Below are 18,171 nucleotides of genomic sequence, written 5' to 3'. Positions count from 1 at the left end.
ATATATTCACCACTAGTGAATCTGGAGTTATAACACAATCAATAAAAACAATTGAAAAAAACACACATGAAATTTCTTCAATTGCGGAACAGACAAATCTTTTGGCAATGAATGCAGCAATAGAAGCAGCACACGCAGGTGAGGCTGGCAAGGGATTTGCTGTAGTTGCAAATGAAATTAGAAAACTTTCTGAAACAAGTAGCGAACAGACAAAAGTTATCTCCGATAACAATAAGACAATAAAAGAATTGCAATCAAATGCAAACGAACACTTAACTAATTTTAATACCACACTTGCAAGTATTAAAAGACTTCAGGATGAAATAGCAGACATTTCTTTAGATTCTAAGGAAAATATTGCAACAGTAAATAATAAGATAGCAGAAATAGAGACTCTTATAACAACTTCAAATACACAAAAACAAATTCTATATTCAGATATTTCAGAAATTCAAGAAATAATTAAATTAATGCAACAAAAAAATTCTATTATAGAATCACTTGCTTTACGAACAAATCTTTTAGCAATGAATGCATCAATTGAGGCATCACACGCTGGCGAAGCTGGTAAAGGATTTTCTGTTGTGATGGGTGAAATACGTAAACTCGCAGAGACAACAAATGAACAGACTAAAAAATTTAATACAGAGATGACGAAGTTACTAAGCGAATTGGAAAAACTCAAAACCAAGAACTAAGAAAAACCATTAACTAAAAAAGCGTGTCCTTGCGGGCACGCTTTTTTTTCGGTATTATAAAGTTTATGGACAAAACAGTTTACATAATTGGACATCGGAATCCCGATACCGACGCTGTTGTTTCGGCAGTCGGTTATGCAACTTTGAAAAATCTTTTGGGGCATGCTGAATATAAGGCTGCCCGCGCAGGTCACCTTAATCCGCAGACCGCATATATCTTTGAAAAATTTGGACTTCAGCGTCCGGAATATCTTCCTGACCTTGTGCCTAAGGTAAAATATTTTATGCAGGACAAGGTTGAAACTGTAACTGCAAATGTTTCTGTTTGGGAAGCAATTGCCCGCATGGAAAAAACTGAGACCCGCGTTCTGCCAGTTGTCGACAGCGAAGGTCACTATCAGTCGCTTCTTCACTACTCAGGTTTTGCAAAGGGTGTACTCACAATTCTTAATCCGGAAAAGAAGCATCGATTTTCAACAAGCATCAGCCTGATTCAGAAAACACTGAACGCACAGCCGATTTATATTGCCGGCGACGCAGATAAAAATTTCAACGCTTCAATTCACGTAGGCTCTTCTTCAACAGAAAGTTTTGAAAAACGACTTGAAGCTCATGCGAGTGAAGACATTGTTGTAATTTCATCTGACCGCGAAGACATTCAGCGCATCTGTATTGAACACAAGGTTAAGCTGCTCATCACAACTTCTAACTGTGTAATTGATAAGAGCCTTCGCGAGCTTGCAGAGAAGAACGGTGTTTCTGTAATTGTGAGCCCATACTCAACCTCTCCTACTTCTATGCTCATTGCTTACTCTATGCCGGTTTCTTCAATGGGTGATAAAGAAATCATTACTGTTCATGCAAACGACACAATCTCAAAAATCAAAGATATTTTGAAAAACGCTCACTGCAAATATCTTCCTGTCGTTGATGATGAAAACAAAGTTATAGGAATGATTTCTGAGCACGACCTTATGAAGGAGCCAAACATCGAAGTGATTCTTGTAGATCACAATGAAATCACTCAGGCTGTTGAAGGTATTGAGCACTATAAGATTCAGGAAGTAATTGATCACCACCGCATCGGTTCAATTCCTACAAAAAATCCTATTACCTTTATTAACCGTCCGGTTGGTTCTACTTCTACTCAGATTGCAGGACTTTTCAAAGAATATCGTATTGCAATTCCAAAAGACGTTGCTTCATTGCTTCTCTGCGGAATCCTCTCTGATACTTTGATTTTGCAGTCGGCAACTGTTACTGACACAGACCGCGATATGGCTGAATATCTTTCAAGCATTACAGACCTCGACATCAAAGAACTTGGAAATGAGATTCTTATGGCAGGAAGTAAGGTTGGCGGAAGACCGGCCGGTGAAATCATCCATCAGGATATGAAGGAATATACAGAGGGCAAACTTACTTACACTGCAAGTCAGATTGAAGTTGGAAACCCACAGGAGATTCTGGACCGCAAGGCTGAGTTTATGGAAGAACTTGCCGTTGAGCGCCGTGCAAACAAAGGACTCTTTGCGTGTCTGCTGGTTACCGACATCACAAAGCTTTCGAGCGTGCTGCTCATAGACTGCGATCCGAAGTTTGTTCAGTTCATCACCTTCCCTAAACTGGAAGACGGGGTTTACTATCTTCAGGATGTGGTTAGCCGTAAGAAACAGCTGATTCCGTTGATTACTGAGCAGGTTTTGAACTATAGCGCGTAACTTGCACCGGGCTACTCAACCACCGGAACTTGTTTCAGAATCTATAATTAGATATACTTTAAGTATCATGAAAACATTTAAATATGAAACTCACCTTCATACGAGTGAAGCAAGTGCCTGCGGATCTTCGCATGGCGCTGAATATATTTCAGTTTACAAAAAGCTTGGATATGACGGCATTTTTGTAACTGACCATTTCTTTGGAGGAAATACTGCAGTTTCTTTTGAGCTGGACTGGCACACACGAATTGAGCAGTATTGTGCGGGTTATGAAAATGCACTCGCAGAAGCTAATCGCCAGAACGCTCTTGACGGTGGAAGTTTTAAGGTGTTCTTTGGGATTGAGCAGACTTTCTCAGGTGATGATTATCTGATTTACGGTCTTGATAAAAACTGGCTTTTTGATCATCCGGAAATTGAGACAATGAATCATGCGCAGCTTTTTGATGCAGTGAACCGCGAGAACGGTCTTATGATTCAGGCACATCCATTCAGACTTCGCGGATACATCAATGCGATTCACATTCATCCGCGCGAGATTCACGGAGTTGAGGTTTACAACGGAGGCAACACACCAGACCAGAACGAGCTGGCTCTCGCCTACGCAAAGACTTACGGCTTCCCAATGACCAGCGGTTCAGACATTCACAACATTGCGTTTGCTCAGGAAGAAAAGATAGAAGGCAAAATGGCCGTAGGCGGAATGGAGTTTGAGACTCCGCTGTTCTCACTTGAAGATTATATTGAAAGAATTAAACATAAAGAAGGAAAGGTCATCTGTTAAAATGAAAGAAAAATTTGATGTAACACCAGAACTTTTGAGAGAGAATTTTATTGAAGTTTATCAGGCTGCAGAAAACGGTCGTGACACAAATGGAGAAATCCGCATGTTTGCTTCTCCGGCCCGCATCAATATTATCGGCGAGCACATTGACTACAACGGAGGCTTTGTATTCCCTGCCGCAATTGACCGCTATCTGTACTGTGCTATCCGCAAGCGTACTGACACAAAAATCATCTATAATGATTTGTTCTTCCCTGGCACTTACACTTTTGATATTAATGATGATTTTAAATTCGACAAGGCAAATGACTATGCAAACTTTTTGAACGGAATCTTAAGCTGCATGAAAAAACGCGGACTCACTTTCCCTTGTGGATTTGAAGTTCTTGTTGCAAGTAATGTTCCTAGCGCAGGCGGAATCTCATCTTCTTCTGCTTTGGAATGCGGTTTTGCATGGGCTGTAAGTGAAACATTCGGATTCAACATCAGCCGCAAAGACATTGCACTTATGGGCCAGCAGAGCGAACACGAGTTTATGAATGTAAACTGTGGTATTATGGATCAGTACATTATTGCAACCGGTAAAAAAGACACTGCAGAACTTTTGGACTGCGCTAAGATTGAACACGAATATGTTCCTCTCAACCTTGGTGATTACCGCTTTGTTGTTATGAACACTAAAAAGCAGCGCAAGCTTGCAGATTCAAAATATAACGAAAGACGCGCTCAGTGTGAGCAGGGACTCGCAGAGCTTCAGGCAGCAGGTCTTAATGTTCCAGATCTCTGCAGCATTACTCCTGAAGTTTTTGAGAAGAACGGCAACGCAATTAAAGATGAAGTGATTTATCGCCGCGTACGCCACTGCGTTACAGAAAATGACAGAGTACTCCGCGCCGTTGCTGCGCTCCGCGCCGACAAGCTGGAAGAACTCGGACAGCTCCTTTACGCTTCACACAATTCACTTCGCGATGACTACGAAGTTACCGGAATTGAGCTTGATACCCTTGTTGATGTTGCAAGCAAACAGCCTGGCTGTATCGGAGCCCGCATGACAGGTGCCGGTTTTGGTGGATGTGCAATTGCGCTTGTACACAAAGACAACACCGAAGATTTTATTAAGAACGTTCAAGCTGGATACAGCAAAGTTGTTGGCTACGAAGGCGGCTTCTTTGCCTGCTCTAGCGGCGACGGAGTAAGAGAAATTAAATAAAATGCAGAATGAGACGTTTGCAAAACAGCTTGCTACAATCCTCGGAATTTTTGGAATTACTACCAATTTTATTGGAGCAATAATTTCCTTTATAACAGGGCTTCTCCATGTAAGCGGAGCTGAAAATTACATTGTAGACAGTTCGGTCTGTTTTGTATGCGCTCTCATTCTTCTTTTTATTTTCCTTTATTACTGTTTTAAGAAGAAGGATTACAACCGCTTTAATTTTATTGCGGTTACCTTCTACGGCTTTGTTACCTTTACCGCCATGTACATTACAAATGGAAACCTTCGCTGCGGTTTTCCGTTTTACATGCTGATTATTCCGATGTACTATGGCTTTTCAATGCCGCTCAAAAAGACAAGCTTCTTCTTCCCTGTTGCGAATCTGATTTATTATAATCTTCTTTTTGTATTAACTTTTGTTGCTCCGTTCTTTCCTGGCCGCGAGGTTATTACAAATTCAAAAATGCTTCAAACCTGTACAGCATTTTCTATCAACTATATTTTTATTTTCTGCGTATGTTTTGTTGTTTCAAAGCAGTTTACAAAACAGAATCGTAATCTTGAAGATTCAGAAAAACGCTATAAGGAACTTTCTTCGCGTGATGAACTGACTGGTCTTTATAACAGACGTGCTCTTGATAACCGCGCCGAACTTGGCGTAAAGAGCGTTATTATTTATGACATTGATTATTTTAAGAATATAAACGACACCTACGGACATCAGATTGGTGACACTGCACTGAAGAATCTTTCTGAAATTGTTCTTAAATACTGTTCGAATGAATTTGAACTTTACCGCTACGGTGGAGAAGAATTCGTAATTCTTTCACGCCTGCCAGATAATAAGACGCTTGAATTATTTCAGCGGATTATGAACGATGTACGGATGCATTTTGTAGTAGAAGGAAATCCGGTTACAATCTCTGCAGGTATTGCTTCCTTCTGCAAAGATTATAACCGGACTCTTAAAATCGCCGATGAAAATCTATACCTAGCCAAAACTGATGGCCGTAATAAGATTTACATGAACGGCGATGAAATTAATTAGAGTGTCGGATACTTATCAAAGTAAGCCTTAGTTTCCTTAGCAACTACACCGCTCAAAGCAATCAAAGCGACACAGTTAGGAATTGCCATAAGACCGTTGAAAATATCTGCAATTGTAAATACAGCGTTTACTGTGAAGTATGGTCCGATTGCAACTGCAAGAATGTAGAGCCAGCGGTAAGCCTTTACAGGTCCCATATTTCCCTTTGTAAGATATTCAAGACATTTTTCTGAGTAGTAGTCCCATCCAAGAATTGTAGTGAAAGCAAAGAAAGCAAGACAAAGCATAAGAAGGAACTGAACGCTGTGTCCGTCACCACCAAGTACTTTTGCAAAAGCTGTAGCTGTAAGAACAGCACCCTGAGCACCTGCGTTCCATTCTGTAACACCACCAATGATATCACCATAGAAAGCGATTACGATTGCAAGACCTGTCATTGTACAGATGATGAGTGTATCAATGATTGTACCAGTCATGTTTACAAGTCCCTGCTCTACAGGTTCATTTGTCTGAACTGCAGAAGCAGCGATTGGCGCAGAACCAAGGCCGGCCTCGTTAGAGAAGATACCGCGTGCAATACCTTTCTGCATTGAGTCTGTAATCTGCTTGAATACGAATCCCATTGCTCCGGCTCCAACAGCCTTCCATCCGAATGCGCTCTTGAAGATGAGAACGAATGCGCCAGGAATCTTCATTGCGTTCATGATGAGGATTGATAGTCCGAGGAATACATAGATAATTGCCATTGCAGGAACAACTTTTTCTGCAACTTTTGAAATACGCTTAATACCACCGATTACTACGAGTGCTGTACAGATTGTTACAACTGCACCGGCAATTACTGTTGCCCATGTGTAGTCATTTCCAAAGAGTGTGAAAGCGATGTGTGCGCTGTTAGGGTCAAATGCGTTGTTTACTGCAGAAGTGATACCGTTGATCTGAGTCATTGTACCAATACCCATGATACCGGCAAGAGCTCCGAATACTGCAAAGAGCACTGCGAGCCACTTCCACTTAGGGCCCATACCTTTTTCGATTGTATAGAAAGGTCCACCAAGAACGTGTCCGTCTGGGCTTACTTCGCGATATTTAATAGCAAGCATACATTCTGCATATTTTGTTGCTGTTCCAAGAATGGCGGCAATCCACATCCAGAAGAGGGCTCCAGGACCACCTGCTACGAGAGCTGTTGCTACACCGACAATATTACCGGTACCGATTGTTGCTGAAAGTGCTGTACAGAGGGCTGCAAAACCAGAAAGCTCACCTTTACCTTCATTTTCTTTGAAGATTGATCTGAAGGCTCTTCCAAACTTTGTGAACTGAATGCCACGTGCACGGATTGTCAGGATAAGACCTGTGGCAAGGATAAGGACGATTGTAGGGATTCCCCACACGATTCCATCAATGGAATCAAGAACTGAACTGAAAGTCATTTTTCCACCTTTTAGAAAATAATGTTATACCTTTGAAAACATTCGGGTGCACTGGCTGAATGACATAACAGACTTTGCAGCCACCGAAAGTTTCCTACTTTATTATATCGGATTTTTTGTTTCTATTCATCAATACAACTGTGAAAAATGGTGAAAAAATCACAAAAATTTATGAAGCGAAGAGGTCTATTTTTTAAGAGAATTTGACAATTTACAATTTTTTCAACAATATACAATACAATTATGGCACAGAATAAGAATCGTGGCGCATTGCCGATGCTCAAGCTCACTTTGCCTATCGCAATGGAGCAGTTTTTCAGAATTTTAGTTTCCTCTGTTGATACTATGATGCTCAGTTCCTACAGTAACGAAGCTGTTGCTGCTGTAGGTCTTGTTTCTCAGTATGTATTCTTTCTTACTATTATATTCTCTGTAATTGGTACCGGATGTTCAATTGTACTTGCACAGTACCTTGGCGCAGAAAAATCAGAAAAAGAACTGGGGCATGTTGCTCAGGCGGGTGCAATCATGGTCTTTTTCATTTCGCTTCTGCTTACCGCTCTGGTTATTTTTGGAACCGGCTGGCTGCTTGGCCGTTATCAGCTTGAAGAAATTGTCCGCCACTACGCATGGCAGTATTTTGTAATTTACGGCGGCTGTTGCTGTTTCTTTAATGCGTTCAGTCTTCTTCAGGGAGCAATTCTCCGCAGCTACGGCTACACAACAGAAGCTATGATTGTTTCGATTGCCGCAAATCTCACAAACGTTCTTGGTAATGCCCTTTCGCTTTACGGCTGGTTTGGCTTGCCTGTACTCGGAGTTCCTGGTGTTGCAGGTGCGTCAGGCCTTGCAATGGTTGTTTCCTGCATTCTTTTCTTCTTCTTTATCCGCCGTCGCAAGGATGTTGTTTTCCATATTCATGGCATCACAAAGGTCCCAAAAGATGCCTTTAAGATGGTTCTTAAGGTTGGTGTTCCTACAGCGGGCGAAAGTCTTTCTTATAACGTAAGCCAGATTACAGTTATGGCAATGATTTCTACTCTTGGAACTTATGCCATGTCTGCCCAGGTTTACACAATGACTATTTTGCGCTTTGTATTCGTTGCTGCTATTGCGATTGGTCAGGCTACTCAGATTAAGTCTGGTTACTTTGTTGGCGCTCATCAGAATGAAGTTGTTTACAAAAAGGTATTCCGCTATCAGCTTGTGGCAACTTCCTGCTCTATGATTATGATTGTCATAGTCAATCTGATAAAGAATCCTGTAATCAGCATTTTTACAGATATTCCGGAAGTTCACGCTCTTGTAAGTACTCTGCTGCTTTATTCGGCATATATTGAATTTGGCCGCTCCCTTAATCTGATTTATATTGGTGGTCTTAAAGGTTCTGGTGATGTACGATTCCCTGTATTATACGGAATCTTTTCAAACTGGTCTGTTCAGGTTCTTTTGAGCTATATTCTTGGTATCAAATGCGGACTTGGTCTTGTAGGCTTCTGGCTTGGAATTGGAACTGATGAAACTACCCGCGGTCTTGTAATGCTGTGGAGATGGAAGAGCCGAAGATGGGAGAAACACCGGCTTGTAGAATAATGTTAAACGTTTTACAATGCCTTCATGAAACTCTTTCAAAATGAACCTAAATTCTATAAGGGCGTGTTTGCACTCGCCCTTCCTATTGCACTTCAAAGTCTTATCAGTATCGGCGTAAACATGCTCGATACAATTATGGTCGGAAGCCTTGGTGAAAATGCGCTTTCGGCCACATCTTTAGCAAACTCATTTATCAGTATCTATCATATTTTCTGTATGGGCCTTGGAATGGGAGCTTCGGTTCTCGTTTCGCGTTACTGGGGTATGAAAAAAGCAGCAGACGGTCACGAAGAAGAAGCCGGCCACGCTCTCAAGCAGACTGTCTGTCTTATGCTCAGAATTACAGTGGGACTCGCTGCTCTGTTTGCACTTGCAACCTTGCTCATGCCAAGCCTTCTTATGAAGATGTACACCAGCGACGAAGAAATTATCCGCCTTGGTGATATTTATTTCCGCTGGTCAATTATAACTTACTTCTTCCTTGGAACCTCGCTCGTTTCTACAATTGTACTGCGAAGTGTTGGTCAGGTAAGACTTCCGCTTTATGTTTCTATTGGCGCCTTTTTTGTAAACCTTGGTGCTAACTATGCTTTTATTTTCGGAAAGTTTGGAGCACCTCGTATGGAGGTTGCCGGTGCTGCCCTTGGAACTCTGATTGCCCGTCTTTTTGAAGCCATCATGATTGTAGGATATCTTTTCTTTGTTGATAAAAAGATTCAGTTCCGTGTAAAAGATCTTTTTATGAAGACAAGTTCTCTGATTGGAGAATATATCCGAATCAGTATTCCTGTCCTTATCAGTGATGCAATTCTTGCAATCGGAAACAACTCTGTTGCAATGGTAATTGGACACCTGGGAGCAGCCTTTGTTGCGGCAAATGCAATTACAAGTGTAACCCAGCAGCTCAGTACTGTTGTGATTCAGGGTGTTTCACAGGCAGGGGCAATTGTTACCGGTCAGACTCTTGGCCTTGGTGATAAAAAGAAAACTATGCAGCAGGGCTGGATGTTCCTGGGACTTGGTTTTGCGCTTGGAGCCCTCTCTGCTATTTTTATTCTGGCAGTAAGCAAACCTATCATTTCAACCTACAACGTAAGCGAAGAGACTGTAAACATTGCAGGCCAGCTTATGGCGGCAATCAGCCTTATCATAATTTTCCGCGCTACAAACAGCATTATGACAAAGGGCGTTCTGCGTGGCGGCGGCGACACAAAAATGCTTATGCTCGCCGACAATATCTTTTTATGGGTACTTTCAATTCCATTCGGAATCCTTGCAGGCTTTGTTTTCCACTGGCCGGCTTTCTGGATTTACGTTGCCCTCAAATCTGATGATATTGTAAAAACTGTGTGGTGTGTAATCCGCCTTCGCAGTGAAAAATGGATTAAGAAAATTTCCACTGGAAAATAAAAATCATGAAACAAGTTCAGGATGACAAAAATTAGGAGGATTTCAAAATGTCAAAAAAAGCTAGAATCACAATTCATCCAAAATTTACAATCGGGGAGATTTCACCCCGCTTGTTCTCTGCGTTTCTTGAGCCAATTGGTACTATGGTAAACGGAACTATGTTTAATCCAAAGCACCCTACTGCAGACGCTCAGGGCTTCCGCACAGATTTTATTAATGCACTGCGCGAGACAGGCTTGCCTGCAGTTCGTATGCCGGGCGGAAACTTTGTTTCAGCATGGCAGTGGAAAGACTCAATTGGCCCTATGGAAGGCCGCAAGGCTCATCTTGACCCGGCATGGCATCAGTATATTCCAAATGATGTTGGTCATGACGAATATCTTCAGTGGGCAGAAAAAGTAGGAACTGCTCCCATCTACACAGTAAACCTTGGAACAGGAACTCTGCAGGACGCAATGGACTGCATTGAATATACAAATCATGAAGGCGGAACTTATTGGTCTGATCTTCGCCGTAAATATGGTCACGAAAAACCTTACGGTGTAAAAACCTGGTGTCTTGGAAACGAAATGGACGGTCACTGGCAGCTCGGCTCGTGGGAAAAGAATCCTACCGGTTATGGAACTCTCTGCCACGAAGCTTCAAAGGCTATGAAGTGGATTGATGAAACTGTTGAGACTGTTGTCTGCGGCTCTTCTGCTTCATTTATGGATCACTATCCTGAATGGGAAGCAAAGGTGATGGACCAGTGTTACGACACAGTAGACTATCTTGCCCTTCACCACTATCACATTGCAAAACCGGGAGACACATTATCACTGCTTGGTGGCTCTCTTTATTATGAAGATTTTATCAACACAGAAGCAGCAATGCTCGATTACATTCAGGCTAAGCACCGCTCACCTCGCAAGGTAAATATTTCTTTTGATGAGTATGGCGCATTCCCTCGTCCATTCAGCGAACTGAATCCTGGCTACGGTCCGTACAATATGGCACGCGTTCACTACAAGTTTGATCCAGAGCGCAAATATGTTCGTCACGACCCGGACAATATGCCGGAGCGTGAATTCCCTGGTGGAGATATGCTCAAGGTTCTTAGCATGACATCAATCCAGCTCGCACTCTTACGCCATGCAGACCGCGTAAAAATTGGCTGTATGACAGGAGGACTTGCTTCTCTGGTTGCTTCAAATCACGACCATGTATGGATTCCTGCAACAAACTATGCATTCCGCCAGCTCATTGATTATGCAAAGGGTACTTCTCTCCAGACAATAGTTGATTCAGAAACTTTTGATATGCCGGGCTACGCAATTGATGACACTTCTCAGTACACAGGCAAGAACAATGTAAACTACATAGACAGTGCCTGCGCCTGGGACGAAAACAAAGGCCGCCTTGCAGTATTTGTCATCAACCGCAACGAAAAAGAAGAGTATCCTCTCGACCTTGATGTACGTGGTTTTGAAGGCTTTAAATCTGCAGCAAGCTATGAGCTTTACAGCGAAGACTTTGACGCAAAGAGCAGCTTTGGAAACGACTGGAAAGCACCAAAGGCTTGCAGCGTAACTATTGAAAATGGCATTGCTTCAACAAGGGTAAAGCCACTTTCATGGAATGTTATTGTTTTCGAAAAATAAAAAATAAAACTTTCACGACAGCATTTTATGCCTTATAATTTTTAAATATATTAAAAATTGTGAGGCATAAAATGTACTTAACCTACACTGTTTACGTGCTAATTCTGGCACTTCTTATCTGGGGCGGAAAATTCGCCGGTTTCAAAAAAGATCAGTTTCATGAAGATTCTTCTTCATTAGACTCATTTATGTCATTGCGAGGTTTTGCGGCCATTGGCGTAATTCTTCATCACATTTCGCAGGAAGATGCCTTCCAGCAGGCAAACGGATTTTCAAAGCCAGGAGAACTTTCAATCTTTGTAAATGCCGGCTTCCTCTTTGTTGCAATCTTCTTTTTCTGTTCAGGCTTTGGACTTATCAAAAGTCTTGAAACAAAGCCGGATTACTTCAACGGCTTTATCAAAAAGCGTGTAGTAAAAACTCTCGTCATTCCTTACTATGTAAGTATTGTGATTTACGGAATTCTTCGTTTTGCAAGCGGAGAGCGTTTACCTCCAATGCAGTGGATTACACACATCATCGGAATCACAATGATGAACCAGTATGCCTGGTATCCGATTATTGCTTCCATCCTCTATATTGCTTTCTATCTGTTTTTCAAAAACATCAAAAACCGAAAAATCAGTTACTGCCTTATGGCTCTTGTAATTGTTGCGCTTGGAATGATTTTCTGCGTAAACGGACATTTCCCTTGGTTTGCAGGTCCTAAGAACTGGTGGCTTTCACAGACTGGTGAACTTCAGTCAAAGTGGTGGACACAGCAGCAGATCTGGTGGCTCTCCGGTGAATGGTGGATTAATTCCTGCCCGGCCTTTTTGATTGGTATGCTCTTTGCACAGTTTGAAACTCAGATTCGTGAATGGTTCAAAAAGTTCTACTGGGGAAAACTTCTTCTAGTGATTTTTGTTACCTTTATCACCTTTGCCCTTTCTTCTTACGGACAGATGCGTTTTGGCTGGTGGACAGAATGGAGCGGACGTGGTCCTGATATCGACAGAAAAATCGCAACCTATTTCTGCGTTATTCCTTACAGCATGATGTTTGCAGTTATGTTCTTTACAATCATGCTCAAATACAAGGTTTCAAATCCTGTAAGCCGATTCTTTGGAAAATATTCTCTTGAAACTTATATGATGAATCTGATTGCTATAACAGCATTCCGATTCCTTCTTTATAAACCAAGCAGACAGTATGGAAATATTGTGCTTCAAAAACCAGGTCACTACAATATGGCAATTTACTTCGTTGCCGTTTTTGCAGTAACCATTCTTCTTGGATTGCTTTACAAATTCTTATGTAGATTGATTACCCATCGACTCCGCTCAGGGACCAAAGACTAAAGATATTTAAACAACAGATATCCGATAGCAAAGCCGGCAGGAATCGCGAGTATAAGCAGAAAGCCTTTGAGAACAGGATTCATCTTCTTGTTCTCAGCTGAGGCATCAAGCTTTACCTCATAAAGAGTCTTGTCGGTTTCGTCTTTAATTTTAATCTTTCTGTTTTCTGGCATATTATTAATATAAAACAGAAATCAGGTTGTTTCAATAACTAAAAAATTGTTATACTAAACTATGGAATTAAAAAAGATCAATTCGCTCAAAAACAATTTCTATGCACTTTCCCTTGTGTGGAAAATGTGCCCGCGAATCATAATTTTTTTGGCTCTCTCAAAACTTCTTTACTATTTCGGCTGGCTTTTTTACAGTGCCTTTTTTATGCGCTATGTAATCAACGCCCTGCAGAACGGAGAGACCTTTTCTGCAATTATGATTTTCATTGCGATTACAGTTGCAATTTTTGCAACCATGGCTTTGTACAACAGCTTTGTTCTGGGCTATATCAAGCCAACGTCAGATACAGAAGTAAATAAAAAACTGTATCAGATGCTTTTCAAAAAATCGTGCAATGTTGAACTTGAATGTTTTGAAAACTCCGATTTCTATGATAAATATACGCTGGCAATGAAAAATGCTGATACCCGCATAATCGAAACTGTAGATACTTTCTTCGGCCTCTTCTTCGGTTTTATTGCGAGCATTTTTGCTTTTATTTTTATGTTTCAGGTAGATAAGTTTTCAGTTGCCTTCATCTTCCTCCCGATAATAGGAAACTTTTATTTCCGACGTCTCAATAGTCACATTGAATATCAGCGTAACAAAGAGATGGCTCCGCATAACCGCCGCATCGACTACATAAACCGAATTATGTATCTCAAAGATTATGCAAAGGAAATCCGCCTTACAAATATTTTCAATCTTCTCAAGCGCCAGTACACCGATGCCATTACAGGCGTTGCAGATGTAACAAAAAAGTTTGTATTGAAGTCTGCATTCTTCCACTGGTTCTACGTAATGTTTACCTTCACTTTTATTTTTGAAGGTCTTTTGATTTATGGAGCCTACCGAACGTTAGTTAGTGAAACTATGACACTTGCGCAGCTTGCCGTTATCACAAGTATGATGGTTTCTACAACCTGGATTCTAATCGGCTTTACAGACTCTGTTACTGCAAGCTTTAAGAATGGACTTTTTATTGATTACCTGAGAACCTTCCTTGAATACGAAGAAAAGATTCCTGAAGATTATGATGGAGCAGATCCTGGAAACGAAATTGAATCTATTGAGTTTCGCGGAGTCGGTTTTGCTTATAAAGACATTCCGGTTCTCAAAAACCTCAATATGAAATTCGAAGGCAAAAAAACTTACGCACTTGTAGGTCACAACGGAGCGGGAAAATCAACCATCATAAAACTGCTGCTTCGTTTTTACGACCCGACAGAAGGCGAGATTCTTTTGAACGGCCGCAACATCAAAGAGTACAACCTGCAGAAATACCGAGCACTTTTTGCCACTGCATTCCAGGACAACAGAATGTTCTCAATGAGCGTTGCAGACAATGTAACTCTTGGTGAAAACATTCCTGCAGAAGAACGCGATAAAATTGTTACCGAAGCGCTCCAGCTTTCAGGAGTTTATGAAAAAGTAATGAGCCTTCCGCAGGGAATCAACACTACCCTCACCCGTGAGTTTGATGATGAAGGTGCAGTACTTTCCGGCGGCGAGTTTCAGAAAATTGTTGTGTCACGCGCTTTTGCAAGACGTTGTCCCATCAAGGTTTTTGATGAGCCTTCCAGCGCCCTCGACCCGATTGCCGAATACAAACTCTTCGACAACATCTTAAAGGCCTGCAAGGAAAACACTCTGCTCTTTATTTCGCACCGCCTTTCATCGGTTCAGAATGCAGACCATGTATTCCTTCTGGAAAACGGAGAAGTCCGCGAAGAAGGAACACACCGCGAACTTATGGCAAAACACGGAATTTACGCAGACATGTACGAAAAACAGGCAGAAAACTATCTGGCCGATAAAACAAAACAAACGGAGGGAATCTGGGCATGAAAAACAAGATGAAAACTACAACAGCCGGCACCACAGCAAACTCAAAACCGCGCAGCACCGTTCTCAAAAATCAGATTTTCCTCTGGAAGCTCTGTTTTAAGACCTGCCCGCTTTACATGATTTATCACCTCTATGACGCCTTCCGCTATCAGGGAGTAATCTTCCTGGAACACGTGCTTGGAATCCGCTACGTACTCCGCTGTGCCGAGTTCCATGAGCCGTTCAGCAAAGCACTTTTTTACATCGGAATGATTCTTCTGATGAACATTCTTCAAATTATTCCAGACGGATTTTTTATTTACGGCTGGCAGTTCAAATACAAGCCGCGCCTGTACCGCGCCCTCAAAGAGCAGATGTTCCAGAAAGCTTCCAAGATAGATCTTTACTGCTACGACGACCCGGCCTATTACAACGACTTTGTTTTAAGCGTTTCCGAGTCCGAGGCTGCGATTGACCGCTTCCTTGAACTTCTGAACATGACCGTACAGGCCATTACAGTTCTGTTTACCACAGGTATTTTCTACCTGATGACAGACCCGATCGGAATCGCTTTTGTTTTTGTTTCCTTCATCATGCGTTTCGTAGTTTCTAAAAAGTTGAACAAGGTTAACTACGCAAACCGCGTTGCAGTAAATCCACACATGAGAAAGCGCGATTATGTAAGCCGTGTTTTTTATCTCAAGGATTTTGCAAAGGAACTCAGACTGCATCCAAATACCGGTACTCAGCTGGAAGAGGAGTTTGCACAGGCCGATGACGCTATTATTGCAGAGCACAAGAAGGTTGCCGGCAAACGTATCTGGCTCCAGTTCCTCAAAGACTACGGCGTTGGTGATTTTCTGATTGACGGTTTATATATCACTTACCTGGTTTATAAGGCTGCGGTACTTCATACTGTAAATTACAGTGATGCTGTAATTCTGTTCAACCGCACCGGAAGTCTTAGAGGTAGTATGAGCCGTTTTGCGGATCTTGGTCCAAAGGCTCATGAGAACAGCATGTTCATTGATAAGATCCGCGCCTTCCTCGCATACGAACCACGTCTCAAAGATGATGAAGGTAATGCTGTTCCAGAGGGAGCCGGAGAACTTTCCCTCAGTCACGTTTCCTTTAAGTATTCCGAAACAGGCCGCACAGTTCTTGATGATATTTCACTCACCGTAAAACCTGGCGAACACATCGCTATTGTAGGCTACAACGGAGCGGGAAAAACTACCCTCATCAAACTTTTGATGCGCCTTTACGACCCGACAAGCGGAAGCATCAGCTATCATGGTCAGAACGTAAGCACACTCTGCCCTCGCGAATATCACAAACGCATTGGTGTTGTATTCCAGGACTATCAGATGTTCGGTGCAAACCTCGCAGAAAATGTTGTAATGGATGATATGACAAAAGAAGAGATTGAAGCAAAAGCGCCGGAAATCACAAAGGCCTTGAACTCAGCAGGATTTGAACACAAGCTTCAGCATCTCCCGGACCGCCTCTTTACACAGGTCACAACCGAGTTTGATAAAAAGGGTGTAGACTTCTCCGGCGGTGAAAGTCAGAAAGTTGCAATTTCACGCGCCTTCTACAAGAACGCTGACATCTTAATTATGGACGAACCATCCAGTGCCCTCGACCCTATTGCCGAATACGAACTCAATAAGGCAATGGAAACAGCAGCAAAAGGAAAAACCGTGTTCTATATTTCGCACCGTCTTTCTACAACCCGCGATGCAGACCGTATCATCATGCTTGAACGCGGCCGCATTATTGAAGAGGGCACACATTCCGAGCTCCTTGCACGCAACGGTAAGTATGCAGAAATGTGGAATGCTCAGGCAGGTAAATATAACTGAAATAAGGCGCCGTGCGGCTCAACGTTACCGGCGCTAATTTCACCGCCAAGCGCTTCTGCAAGTGTTTTTGCAATTGAAAGCCCAAGCCCAGAACCACCCACGCTTCTTGTGTGAGCTTCATCTGCGCGATAAAAACGTTCAAAAACATGAGGAAGTGCTTCTTCAGCAATTCCAGGCCCATCATCACTTTCAGAAATAACAAGTCTGCCGTCCTCATCCCTCGCAGTCCCAAGTTTTATTGTACAATGCCCTTCAGCAAATTTTACACTATTAGAAACAAAGACTGTAAGAATCTGATGAAGCATTTCAGGATCTGTCTGAACATTAAGAGCTTCTCCTTCACAAACTTCACAGGAAATCTCAAATTTGACCTCAGGGGCCACAGCCGCAAACTCCTGCTCAACACGCGAAAGCAGCTCCCCTATATCAACATCACAAATCTGAGGTTTAATACGTCCGCTTTCAATACGCGAAATCTGAAGTAAGTTCTGAATAATCGCGTGCATTGATTTTGCTTCATCTTTAATCGCATTCAAAGATTTTTCCAGCTGTACAGGATCATCTTTACCCCAGCGCAAAAGCAGCCCCGCCTGCCCCGAAATCACCGTGAGCGGCGTATTAAGTTCATGCGAAACATCACTTGAAAACTGACGCTCTCTGTCAAAATCCGCTTTAATACGCATGAACAGCTCATTGAATGCAACCGAAAGCTCATCTATTTCATCCCCACGTCCAGTCAAAGGCAACTGGCCATCAAGATTTTCTGTTGTCATAGTACGGGCCGCACGGGTAATCTTTACAACGGGTTTAATTGTATTTTTTGTAAGAAATAACAAAAATAAGAATGAAAGCAAAAGCACTGGCAGAGCCATGAATAAAAGGGCCGAAGGTAATTTTTGAAAGAGCTTTGAAAAAGAATCATTTTCAATATTTTCTGCAACTGCAACAACAATTGTACGTCCATCAATCTGATGTGTAGCAGCATAATACAAAATATCCAGATCACCATCAAAAAAGAATTCTTTTTCAAAATAATGCAGGGACTTTCCGCCAGTATCTTTTAATAGGGGCAAAAAAGGATCGTTTGTTGCAAGCACTTGCTCAGTTTCAACATCATAAGCAATGTAAGTGTGATAATAAGGCAATTCGCTTGTTATTAATACAAGTTCTTCATCTTCAGACAAAACCTGCAATTGCGGTAAACTTTCAGACAATTCTGCAACTATCTGAGTTTCGGATTCTATGAGATTTTCTGTCTGATTTGCCTGTACAAGAGAACGAACCGCATATAAAAAAGAAACCGACAGCAAAAAAACAGAGGTTGTTAGAATGAACATAAAACGGAGAGAAAGCCGTACTGCAAAAGAGCGTTTCATTCTA

At 42.0% G+C, this 18,171-nt stretch carries 14 protein-coding genes and 1 pseudogene; 12 read left to right on the top strand and 3 right to left on the bottom strand.

Annotation, left to right across the window (positions count from 1 at the left end; all coding sequences use genetic code 11):
- Window positions 1–71: 71 nt before the first annotated feature.
- From BM161_RS14550 to BM161_RS08770, 6 genes and pseudogenes are all read left to right on the top strand, one after another.
- Window positions 72–395, top strand: a pseudogene (locus tag BM161_RS14550) (methyl-accepting chemotaxis protein); the annotation flags it as partial.
- Complete coding sequence (locus BM161_RS14545) at window positions 378–698, top strand: methyl-accepting chemotaxis protein (protein ID WP_425319049.1); 321 nt, start codon at window positions 378–380, stop codon at window positions 696–698. The pseudogene BM161_RS14550 and the gene BM161_RS14545, both read left to right, overlap by 18 nt.
- Before the next feature lie 65 nt (window positions 699–763).
- Window positions 764–2,419: a putative manganese-dependent inorganic diphosphatase gene (locus BM161_RS08785; protein ID WP_074931813.1), complete on the top strand. Its 1,656-nt coding sequence runs from the start codon at window positions 764–766 to the stop codon at window positions 2,417–2,419.
- Window positions 2,420–2,486: 67 nt separating this feature from the next.
- Window positions 2,487–3,203 carry a PHP-associated domain-containing protein gene (locus BM161_RS08780; protein WP_074931810.1) on the top strand — a complete coding sequence of 239 codons (717 nt, stop codon included), beginning with the start codon at window positions 2,487–2,489 and terminating at the stop codon, window positions 3,201–3,203.
- 1 nt (window position 3,204) lies between these two features.
- Window positions 3,205–4,413 carry a galactokinase gene (locus BM161_RS08775; RefSeq protein WP_074931807.1) on the top strand — a complete coding sequence of 403 codons (1,209 nt, stop codon included), beginning with the start codon at window positions 3,205–3,207 and terminating at the stop codon, window positions 4,411–4,413.
- A 1-nt stretch (window position 4,414) separates the two neighbouring features.
- Complete coding sequence (locus BM161_RS08770; RefSeq protein WP_074931804.1) at window positions 4,415–5,467, top strand: GGDEF domain-containing protein; 1,053 nt, start codon at window positions 4,415–4,417, stop codon at window positions 5,465–5,467.
- On the opposite strand, the gene BM161_RS08765 is transcribed toward BM161_RS08770, so the two are convergent.
- The gene (locus tag BM161_RS08765; RefSeq protein WP_074931801.1) at window positions 5,464–6,903 is read right to left on the bottom strand and encodes an alanine/glycine:cation symporter family protein; all 1,440 of its coding nucleotides are present in this window, start codon (window positions 6,901–6,903) and stop codon (window positions 5,464–5,466) included. The two genes, BM161_RS08770 and BM161_RS08765, sit on opposite strands and share 4 nt — an antisense overlap.
- A 243-nt stretch (window positions 6,904–7,146) precedes the next feature.
- Here BM161_RS08765 and BM161_RS08760 point away from each other — a divergent pair, with 243 nt between their 5' ends.
- The 4 genes from BM161_RS08760 to BM161_RS08745 all read left to right on the top strand — a co-directional run bounded on the left by BM161_RS08760 (window position 7,147) and on the right by BM161_RS08745 (window position 12,886).
- Window positions 7,147–8,496, top strand: coding sequence for an MATE family efflux transporter (locus BM161_RS08760; protein ID WP_074931798.1), 1,350 nt, complete (start codon window positions 7,147–7,149; stop codon window positions 8,494–8,496).
- A gap of 24 nt (window positions 8,497–8,520) precedes the next feature.
- Window positions 8,521–9,906, top strand: coding sequence for an MATE family efflux transporter (locus tag BM161_RS08755; RefSeq protein WP_074931796.1), 1,386 nt, complete (start codon window positions 8,521–8,523; stop codon window positions 9,904–9,906).
- 47 nt (window positions 9,907–9,953) lie between these two features.
- Window positions 9,954–11,546, top strand: coding sequence for an alpha-L-arabinofuranosidase C-terminal domain-containing protein (locus BM161_RS08750; RefSeq protein WP_074931793.1), 1,593 nt, complete (start codon window positions 9,954–9,956; stop codon window positions 11,544–11,546).
- 71 nt (window positions 11,547–11,617) lie between these two features.
- A complete protein-coding gene (locus BM161_RS08745) occupies window positions 11,618–12,886 on the top strand; it encodes an acyltransferase family protein (protein WP_074931790.1) in 1,269 nt (422 codons plus the stop codon).
- Here the strand turns inward: BM161_RS08745 and BM161_RS14375 are convergent.
- The gene (locus BM161_RS14375) at window positions 12,883–13,059 is read right to left on the bottom strand and encodes a hypothetical protein (RefSeq protein WP_177206222.1); all 177 of its coding nucleotides are present in this window, start codon (window positions 13,057–13,059) and stop codon (window positions 12,883–12,885) included. The two genes, BM161_RS08745 and BM161_RS14375, sit on opposite strands and share 4 nt — an antisense overlap.
- A 61-nt stretch (window positions 13,060–13,120) precedes the next feature.
- On the opposite strand from BM161_RS14375, the gene BM161_RS08740 reads away from it, so the two are divergent.
- Both BM161_RS08740 and BM161_RS08735 read left to right on the top strand, forming a co-directional pair.
- A complete protein-coding gene (locus BM161_RS08740) occupies window positions 13,121–14,947 on the top strand; it encodes an ABC transporter ATP-binding protein (protein WP_074931789.1) in 1,827 nt (608 codons plus the stop codon).
- Window positions 14,944–16,791, top strand: a complete 1,848-nt coding sequence (locus BM161_RS08735) for an ABC transporter ATP-binding protein (protein WP_218150247.1) — start codon at window positions 14,944–14,946, stop codon at window positions 16,789–16,791. The genes BM161_RS08740 and BM161_RS08735 overlap by 4 nt, the downstream gene beginning before the upstream one ends.
- Here BM161_RS08735 and BM161_RS08730 read toward each other — a convergent pair.
- Complete coding sequence (locus BM161_RS08730) at window positions 16,770–18,167, bottom strand: sensor histidine kinase (protein WP_074931786.1); 1,398 nt, start codon at window positions 18,165–18,167, stop codon at window positions 16,770–16,772. The two genes, BM161_RS08735 and BM161_RS08730, sit on opposite strands and share 22 nt — an antisense overlap.
- Between the last annotated feature and the right edge of the window lie 4 nt (window positions 18,168–18,171).

This window comes from Treponema bryantii, from assembly GCF_900113965.1.
Classification (GTDB): Bacteria; Spirochaetota; Spirochaetia; order Treponematales; family Treponemataceae; genus Treponema_D; species Treponema_D bryantii_A.
The sequence above is the reverse complement of the archived record's forward strand: the minus strand, read 5'-3'. Positions and strand labels throughout refer to the sequence as shown.